Below are 8,560 nucleotides of genomic sequence, written 5' to 3' on the forward strand. Positions count from 1 at the left end.
CCCCCCCCCCCCCCCCCCCTGTTTTCAAGCAGAAGACGGCATACGCGATAGCTTTTATAGTCTCGTGGGCTCGGTGATGTGTATAAGAGACAGGCCCCTCAGGCGACGGCGCGCAGGTCGCCGTCGCGCGTTCCGCTCCGGAGGTCCTGGTCCAAACTGTCGGCGGCGATCCAGCCGGACATCAGCACCATCGGCATGCCCGGCCCCGGATGGGCGGCCCCGCCGGCCAGATACAGCCCCGCCACGTCGCGTGAGCGGTTGCCCGGCTTGAAGGCGCCCATGAAGCGGCCGTGGCTGGCCAGTCCGTAGATGGCGCCGTTCAGCACGCGGTAGCGGTCGTGGATGTCCTGGGGGGTCAGGACGCGCTCGACGCAGATGCGCTCCTCCAGGTCGGCCATGCCGGCGGTGCGCTTCAGCTTGTCGAAGACGGTGCGGCGGTAGTCCGGCAGCATCCGCGACCAGTCGTGGTGCGGCCGCAGATAGGGGGTGTGGACCAGCACATAGAGCGCCTCGCCCCCCGGCGGCGCCACGCCGGGCTCGGTGCGGGCGGGGGCGGCGATGTAGCAGGTCGGGTCGGGCGCCGGCTCGCCGCGGCGGTAGATCCAGTCGAACTCCTCCGCCGGGTCGCGGGAGAAGACGAAGTCGTGGTGCAGCAGATGATCGTAGCCGCGGTCGAGCCCGAGATAGAAGACCACGCCCGAACAGGCCGGCTCGTAGCGGCGGCGCTTGCGGAAGCGCTTGGCCGGGGCGCCGCCCACCAGCTCCTCGTAGGTACGGACGGAATCCATGTTGGACACCACCGCCGACACCGGGATGCGCTCCCCGCCCTCGGTCTCGACGGCGGTGACGCGCCTGTCCGTCACCTCCAGCCGGCGCACGCCGGTGCCGGTGCGGATTTCGACGCCGAGGCGGCGGGCCACCCGCTCCAGCGCCAGCGGAACGGCGCGGGTGCCGCCCATCGGGTACCAGACGCCGTCGTTGGTCTGCATGTGGGCGATGGCGCAGAGCACCGCCGGCGAGCCGTAGGGGGAGGACCCGACATACTGGGTGAAATGGTCGAGCATCTGGGCGGCGCGGGCGTCGGGGACGTGGCTGCGGATGGTGCCGGCCACCGTGCTGCCCATGCGCAGCGCCAACACGTCGGACAGGGTGCTGGTGTTCATGCTGTCGCGGAATTTCAGCGTGTCGCCCAGATCCTCCACCGACTTCCAGAAGAAGAAACGTTCGGAAATGCCGTGCAGACGCTCCGACAGCGCCTGGAAGCGGCGGTAACCCTCCCCCGCGCCGCGGCCAGGGGTCAGCCGGTCGAGTTCCGCGGCCATCGCGCCGATGTTCTCCGACAGGTCCAGCACCGTGCCGTCGTCGAAGAAGCAGCGCCATTGCGGCTCCAGCCGGACCAGTTCCAGCTCGCGGTCGAGGTCGCAGCCGGCCTCCGCCAGGATGCGGCGCAGGACGCGCGGCACCGTCAGGATGGTCGGCCCCATGTCGAAGCGGAAGCCGCCCTCCTCCAGCACCGCCGCCTTCCCGCCGACCCAGCCGTTCTTCTCCAGAAGCACGACCTTGTGGCCGCGCGCCGCCAGCACCACCGCCGACGCCAGCCCGCCCAGCCCGCCGCCGATCACCGCGATCCGATCCGTCATGCCAATCCCCCCGCTACGGCCCGCTTGGGCAGGCCGGACAGTCCCATGGTTTCGCTGCGCCAGGGCGTCGGCAGGCCCAGCTCCGAGGCCAGCAGCCGCGACGTGATGCGCGCGCCTTCGAAGATCACCGGCAGGCCGCTGCCGGGGTGGGTGCCGCCGCCCACCAGATAGACGCCGTCCAAATCCTCGAACCGGTTGTGCGGTCGCAGGTGGAGCATCTGGTCCAGGCTGTGCGCCAGATTGAAGGTGGCGCCGCGGTGCACCGCGAACTGGCGGTCCCAATCGGCCGGCGTCACCACCCGCTCCGCCCGAATGCGGCGCTCCAGATCGCTCAGGCCGAAGCCGGCCAGCCGGTCGAGCACGAGACGGCGGTAGCGCGGCGCCTCGGTCGCCCAGTCGATGTGGCCGCGCTGGTGGCCGACCGGCACCAGGATGTAGAGGGTGCTGCCGCCGGGCGGGGCGAGGTCCGGGTCGCTGACGCAGGCGTTCTGGACATAGATCGACGGACGGCGCGGCATCTCGCGGCCGTCCTCGATCTCGGCGAGGTTGCGGGCGTAGTCTTCCGCCAAATAGACGGTGTGGTGGTCCAGCCCCTCCATCCGCCCCTCGATCCCGAGATAGAGCATGAAGGTGGAGCAGGAGAATTTCTTGGTGGCGATGCGGGCGTCGCTCCAGCGGCGGCGCAGATCGTCGGGCACCAGGGTCGTCATCGCGCGGGCGAAGTCGGCGTTGATGACCAGCGCGTCGGCCGGATACTCGCCGGCCTCCGTCCGCACCCCCACGGCGCGGCGGCCCTGGAAGCGGATGTGGCGCACCGTCTCGTTCAGCCGCACGGTGACGCCGAGGTCCTCGGCCACCCGCCGCATCGCCTCCATCACCGCCTCGGTGCCGCCGCGCGGATGGAAGACGCCGTGCTCGTGCTCCAGGAAGGAGAGAATGGTGAACAGGCTGGGGCAGCGAAAGGGCGACATGCCCAGATACTTGCTCTGGAAGGAGAAGGCGAGGCGGACGCGCGGGTCCTGGAAGTAACGGGACAGGTCGCGGTCGACCGAGCGCTGCGGCGAAAGCCGTCCCAGCGCCTTCAGCATCGGCAGCGAGGCCAGCGCCCAGGGGCTGGAGAAGTCGTTCTCCAGGATCGGACGGAACAGCTCCATCTTCGCCCGGTTGTCGGCCAGGAAACGCGGCAGCCCCTGGGCGTCGCGCGGGTTGAGGCGGGCGATCTCCGCCATCAGGGCCTTCATGTCGGCCTGGACCCGCAACTCCCCGCCGGCCTCGAAGACCAGCCGGTAGAGCGGATCCAGGCGGATCAGATCGACCTCGTCGGACAGGCGGCGCCCGCAGGCCTCGAAGATCTCCTCCAGGATGCGTGGGTAGAGGAAGAAGGTCGGGCCGCTGTCGAAGCGGTACCCGTCGAGCGCGAAGCCGGCCGACCGGCCGCCGACGCGGTCCTGCCGCTCCAGCACGGTGACCTTCGCCCCGGTGAGCGCCAGAAGCATCGCGGATGCCAATCCACCCGGCCCAGCGCCAATGATCACGACTTGCCGTTCCATCCGCTTGCCAAACGCTCCCAAGCTGCCGACTTGTGTGAAGGCAGTTACGAACATGGACCAAGAATGGATCACAGCCACAATCCCACCTCTCCAGGTGTAACCCCTTGGACAAACGGGACCAGCGATCCATTTTCGTCTGCGCGGGCGGCGTGGGCCAGCGGCAATACAGCCGAAAGACTGTCCCTCATCCGCAACATCCGCCGCCGCATCGCGGCGGATGCAGAGGATCTTGTGCGTACACTGGCGACGCGCCCCGGACGGAGCGCGGCCGAGAGCCTGAGCGCGGAGATCCTGCCGCTGGCCGAGGCCTGCCGCTTCCTGGAGCGCGAGGCCGACGCGCTGCTGAGCCCGCGGTGCCTTGGGGCACGTGGCCGTCCGGTCTGGCTGTTCGGGGTCACGGCGGAGGTGCGGCGCGAGCCATTTGGCACCGTTCTGATCGTCGGCCCGTCCAACTACCCGCTGCTGCTGCCGGGCGTGCAGGCGCTTCAGGCGCTGACCGCCGGGAACGCCGTGCTGGTCAAGCCGGCGCCCGGCTGCTCCGCGCCGATGGAACGGTTGGCCGATTGGCTGGCCGAGGCTGGCCTGCCGGATGGCCTGTTCCAGTTGCTCGACGAATCCCCCGACGCGGTGTCCGACGCGATCACCGCCGGCATTGACAAGCTGGTGCTGACCGGATCGGCCGCCACCGGCCGGGCGGTGGCCCGCCAACTCGCCGACGGGCTGGTGCCCTCCACCATGGAATTGTCGGGCAACGACGCGGTCTTCGTCCTGCCGGGGGCCGACCTCGGCACGGTCGCCCGCGCGTTGGCCTTCGGCCTGCGCCTCAACGGCTCCGCCACCTGCATCGCGCCGCGCCGGGTCTTCGTGCCGCGCGCCCTGTCCGCCGAGCTGGAGCATTCCTTGACGCGCAGCGTGGCAGCGATCCCGCCGGCGGCGGTGCCCCTGCCGGTGCGGCGCCGGCTGGTCGGGCTGGTCCGCGCGGCGGTGGCGGAGGGCGCCCGCCGGGTTGGTCCGCTGCCCGAGGACGCCGACCCGGCGATGGCGCCGCTGATCGTGGCCGACGCGCGGCCGGGCATGGCGCTGCTGCGCGAGGAGCTGTTCGCCCCCATCCTGTCTCTGGTGCCCGTCCGCGACATGGAGGAAGCGCTGGAGGCCGCCGCCGCGAGCCCCTACGCGCTCGGCGCCTCGGTCTTCGGGCCGGAGGCGGAGGCCTGCGCGCTGGCCGGGCGGCTGGATGCCGGAACGGTGACGGTCAACGACCTGATCGTGCCGACCGCCGACCCCCGCCTGCCCTTCGGGGGGCGCCGCGCCAGCGGTTGGGGAGTCACCCGCGGGGCGGAGGGGTTGCTGGAGATGACGCGGGTGAAGACCGTCTCGGTGCGGCGCGGCCGGCGGCTTCCCCACACCGACCCGCCGCGCGACGGCGACGCGGCGCTGATGCTGGCGGCGCTCCGCCTGCTCCATGGCGGTCCCGGCACCCGCGCCGGGGCAGTCCGGACCCTGTTCAAAGCCCTGCGCGACCGCCGGAGCGACTGACACGGAGACCAATGTGACGACTGCCGTGATTCTCGCCGTCCTGATCGGCGCCGTCGCCGGTTCGCGCACCCTGCTGGCGCCGGCGGCGGTCTCCTGGGCCGCCTATGGCGGCTGGCTCGACCTGTCGGAAAGCTGGCTGTTCTTCCTCGGCCACCCCGTCTCGCCCTGGGTCTTCACCGCGATGGCGGTGGGAGAGCTGGTCACCGACAAGCTGCCGAGCACCCCCAGCCGCAAGCGCCCCTTCCCCTTCGCCAGCCGCATTGTGGGCGGCGCCATCGCGGGCGCTGCCATTGGCGCGAACGCCGGCGTCTGGGGTGTTGGCCTGATCGCGGGTGGGCTGGGCGCGGTCGTCGGCACGCTTCTCGGTTATGCGGCGCGCCGGCGCATGGCCGCCGCCTTCGGCCGCGATTGGCCGGCGGCGCTGATCGAGGACGGCGTGGCACTGACCGTCGCTCTGCTGGTCGCCGCCGCAGCATGAGCGGGCCACTCGGTTCTGTTGCCGATGGTGGTAAGGGCCATGGAAAAGGGAAAAGCCAGCAACCCGTCAAGGTTGCTGGCTTCATGATGGTGGAGCCAAGGAGGATCGAACTCCTGACCTCTACAATGCCATTGTAGCGCTCTCCCAGCTGAGCTATGGCCCCACTATAATCTCAGACCAACACAAGAAGTGTTGGTGCGCTTGGAGGGACTCGAACCCCCACGGCCTTTCAGCCACTAGGACCTGAACCTAGCGCGTCTACCAATTCCGCCACAAGCGCATCGTCTGCTCTTTGTCCCGCACCCCTTGGGGCGACGCGGGAGCGCTGATATAGCCGCGCCGCTGGCGGGGCTCAAGCGAAATCGACATGGCCCCGTCACTTTTTTGCAAGACCGAGGGGGTTGGTCCAGCCACCCTACTCCGCCGCCCCGGCGTGGCGCATCCGGCCGGCGTTGGCGGCCCCCGCCTCGGCCCCCATCCCGGCCAGCACCTCCGCCGCACCGCGGGCGATGTGCAGGGTGCGTTGCGGCAGCGGGAAGTCGATTCCCAGCTCGATGAAGCGCGCCTTCATGCGCCCGTTGAACTCCCGCCCGACGTTCCATTGCTGGATGGGCAGCGTCTTGATGCGCGCCTTGATGACCGCCGCGGACTCCTGGAAGGAATCGACGCCCAGCACCTCCAGCGGCTCTAGGATCAGCGGCGCGAAGCGCGGGTCCTTGCGCAGCTCGTCGCCGATGCCGTGCAGCACGGAGACCACGCGGTCGGCGTTCTCGTGATAGGGGATCGCCACGTCGAACACGTAGTAGCTGAAGTCCTTCGTCATGTTCGACACGCTGGTGACCGCGCTGAAGGGGATAGTGTGCACCGTCCCGTCGAAGTCGCGCAGGCGGATGGTGCGGATGTTCATCCCCTCCACCAGACCGCCCTTGCCGCCGACATTCACCACATCGCCGACCGAGATGGTGTCCTCGAACAGGATGAACAGGCCGGTGATGACGTCCTTGACCAGGGTCTGCGCGCCGAAGCCGACGGCCAGGCCGACCACGCCGGCACCGGCCAGCAGCGGCCCGATGTTCAGCCCCAGCTCCGACAGGGTGATCAGCGCGACCAGCGTCAGCAGGACCACCAGCAGGGCGCTGCGCAGCAGCGGCAGCAGGGTGCGCACCCGCGCGCTGCGCTGGATGGCCCGCCCGTTGCGGTCCGTCGTCGCCAGATGGCGCTCGATCAGCCCGTTCGTCACCTCCCACACGCCGAGCGCGATGGCACCGACCAGAAGAAGCGACAGGCCCGACGCCACGATGCGCAGGCCGATGGCCGTCTGCAGCCAGCCCCAGACATCCAACCCCCAGGCGTTCAGCACCACCAGCCCGCCCAGAACGGCCACCGCCCCGTGCAGCAGCCGCGCGATGGGAGCGATGTAGCGACGCAGCCGCCCCGCCGCCCAGGCCGAATGTCCCCTCCGACGGTCCATGCGCTCCAGGATCGCCGCGGCGGCGCGGGTAATCCCGCGCCCGATCAGCCGCGCGCCCCCGGCGACCACCAGCGTCACCGCCGTCGCCTGGACCACGAACAGCAGCCCGCCGCTGATCTCCAGCGCCCAGATGCCGAACAGGACGATGATGTAGAGGATGGCGATGGCGTGCCAGACATCGGCCACGCGGCGGCCGGCGGCGCGCAGCATCCGCCCAGCCCCGGCGGCCCGCCGTCCGGGCGGAACCGGCGACACCACGTCGGACAGCGGCTGCGCCGCCGCGATCCCGCCACGCAGGCGTGCGGCCACCGCCTCTCGGCTCTGCAGCACCAGCACCGCCAGCATGACGGCGACGACCAGACCGACCAGGGTCACCAGCGCGCTGTGGCTCTGTGCCGGCAGGCCGAGCCGCCGCGCCGCCTCGGCCAGGAACATGCCGTAGAGCGTGGTGATGGCGATGGTCCGGCACCAGCGCAGCAGTCGCAGGGCCGAGCCGTCGCTCATCGGGATCAGCCGCAGGTTGGACGAGGCTGGGGCGAGCAGCGCCCGGACCACCAGAAGCACGATCTGCACGAAGATGCTGGCGTTGAGGAAGGTGACGCCCAGCACCCGCACCACCGGCGGCGGGTCGAACAGCGCCAGCACGCCGAAGCCGGCGGCGGCGAAGGCCACGATGGGCGCCAGATCGAACAGCGACCGCACCAGCAGCAGCGGCACCTTGGCGATGGCGGAATGGATGGGCCGGGCCGCCAGCATCGCGCGCGGGCGTCGCAGCGTGCGGATGGCGATCAGCCGGGCGCCCTGCCCGACCACCACCACCAGCACCAGCTCGGCGGCCAGCCAGCCCCAGGCGGCGCGTTGCGCCGGGTCGGAAACCTGTCGCTCCAGCCAATGCAGCCCCTGTGGCGCGTTCAGCAGGGCGTCACCGGCCAGCGCGGCCTCCTGCCCCAGCCCGTCGAGCCGGTTCGACAACAAGGTGAGCAGGCGGGTGCCGATCCCGTCCGGTTCCGCCGGCGCGGTGGCGGCCTCCGCCTGCTCCAGGGCGCGGAGCTGGCCGAGCAGGGCGGCTCGGCGCTCCGGATCCTCCAGCGTCTGGCGCAGGCGGGCGATCTCCTCCGGGTTGGGCGCCGCCTCGGTCGGGGCCGGCGGGGCGGGCGTCGGGATCTGCGCCGACGCCGGGGGCGCGATTCCCCCCAGCGCGGCGGTCAGCAGGAGGAGGAGGGCGAGAAGGCCGCGCAGGGCGCGGAGGCGGGCGGCGGAAAGCCGTGGGGCACGGTCGTCGGAAGTCATCGTCCTCTGGTGGTTCCGGTTCTCGGGAAAGACCTTTGGAGCGGTCCGGTTCACGGGTCCAACCCAGGCCAACAGCGCCGGGCGCGGTTTGTCTTGCAACGCAGCAAGCGCGACATTTTGTCCGGAAGACCGGCCACATCGTCCCCCGCTCTTGCGTGCCAATCTAATATACTAGTATATATCTTAGCGAAGACCGGAAGCGCCCGCGCCCTGGCGCGCGGGCCGCCCGATCCGGCGCCCCCCTTTCCCACCGGCCCTGGCCGGCGCCGCCCCCGATCCCGTCCGGGGCCGCGAACACCAGCGGAGAACAGCATGTCCGTGAAGGTAGCGATCAACGGTTTTGGCCGCATCGGCCGTCTGGTTCTGCGGGCCATCTACGAGAGCGGCCGCAACGACGTGGAGGTCGTGGCGATCAACGACCTGGCCGACCTCAAGGCCAACGCCCACCTGCTGAAGTACGACAGCGTCCACGGCCGTTTCCCCGGCACGATCGAGACCCGCATCAATGAGAACGGGGGCGGCGAGCTGATCGTCAACGGCCACTCGATCAAGGTCGTGCAGGAGCGTGACCCGGCCAAGCTGCCGTGGAAGGATC

The 8,560-nt window shown here is 70.6% G+C and carries 6 protein-coding genes and 2 tRNA genes; 3 read left to right on the forward strand and 5 right to left on the reverse strand.

What is annotated here, in order from left to right; translation table 11 throughout:
- Positions 1 to 98 precede the first annotated feature (98 nt).
- Both Q4I23_RS27550 and crtI read right to left on the reverse strand, forming a co-directional pair.
- Positions 99 to 1,640 (reverse strand): phytoene desaturase family protein, encoded by a 1,542-nt coding sequence (locus Q4I23_RS27550; protein WP_498528327.1) that lies wholly within the window; start codon positions 1,638 to 1,640, stop codon positions 99 to 101.
- The gene (crtI, locus tag Q4I23_RS27555; RefSeq protein WP_498528328.1) at positions 1,637 to 3,244 is read right to left on the reverse strand and encodes a phytoene desaturase family protein; all 1,608 of its coding nucleotides are present in this window, start codon (positions 3,242 to 3,244) and stop codon (positions 1,637 to 1,639) included. Before crtI ends, Q4I23_RS27550 begins: the two co-directional genes overlap by 4 nt.
- Positions 3,245 to 3,253: 9 nt before the next feature.
- On the opposite strand from crtI, the gene Q4I23_RS27560 reads away from it, so the two are divergent.
- Entirely contained in the window at positions 3,254 to 4,726 is a 1,473-nt protein-coding gene (locus Q4I23_RS27560; RefSeq protein ID WP_498528329.1) for an aldehyde dehydrogenase family protein, read from the forward strand.
- Between the two features lie 13 nt (positions 4,727 to 4,739).
- Complete coding sequence (locus Q4I23_RS27565) at positions 4,740 to 5,204, forward strand: DUF4126 family protein (protein WP_454020885.1); 465 nt, start codon at positions 4,740 to 4,742, stop codon at positions 5,202 to 5,204.
- Between the two features lie 87 nt (positions 5,205 to 5,291).
- On the opposite strand, the gene Q4I23_RS27570 is transcribed toward Q4I23_RS27565, so the two are convergent.
- From Q4I23_RS27570 to Q4I23_RS27580, 3 genes are all read right to left on the reverse strand, one after another.
- Positions 5,292 to 5,367 (reverse strand) — tRNA-Ala (locus Q4I23_RS27570).
- Positions 5,368 to 5,397: 30 nt separating this feature from the next.
- Positions 5,398 to 5,484, reverse strand: a tRNA-Leu gene (locus Q4I23_RS27575).
- A 135-nt stretch (positions 5,485 to 5,619) separates the two neighbouring features.
- Positions 5,620 to 7,965: a mechanosensitive ion channel domain-containing protein gene (locus Q4I23_RS27580; protein WP_498528330.1), complete on the reverse strand. Its 2,346-nt coding sequence runs from the start codon at positions 7,963 to 7,965 to the stop codon at positions 5,620 to 5,622.
- Between the two features lie 312 nt (positions 7,966 to 8,277).
- Between Q4I23_RS27580 and Q4I23_RS27585 the strand changes: the two genes are divergently transcribed.
- A partial coding sequence (locus tag Q4I23_RS27585; RefSeq protein WP_498528331.1) for a glyceraldehyde 3-phosphate dehydrogenase NAD-binding domain-containing protein occupies positions 8,278 to 8,560 on the forward strand: 283 nt, incomplete at its 3' end.

The organism is Azospirillum sp. UFLA03-27 (genome assembly GCF_059803775.1).

Bases quoted from the DNA above. Each gene is read 5' to 3' on its own strand.
- Q4I23_RS27550 (WP_498528327.1), bottom strand. From the start codon at position 1,640: ATGACGGATCGGATCGCGGTGATCGGCGGCGGGCTGGGCGGGCTGGCG.
- crtI (WP_498528328.1), bottom strand. From the start codon at position 3,244: ATGTTCGTAACTGCCTTCACACAAGTCGGCAGCTTGGGAGCGTTTGGC.
- Q4I23_RS27560 (WP_498528329.1), top strand. From the start codon at position 3,254: ATGGATCACAGCCACAATCCCACCTCTCCAGGTGTAACCCCTTGGACA.
- Q4I23_RS27580 (WP_498528330.1), bottom strand. From the start codon at position 7,965: ATGACTTCCGACGACCGTGCCCCACGGCTTTCCGCCGCCCGCCTCCGC.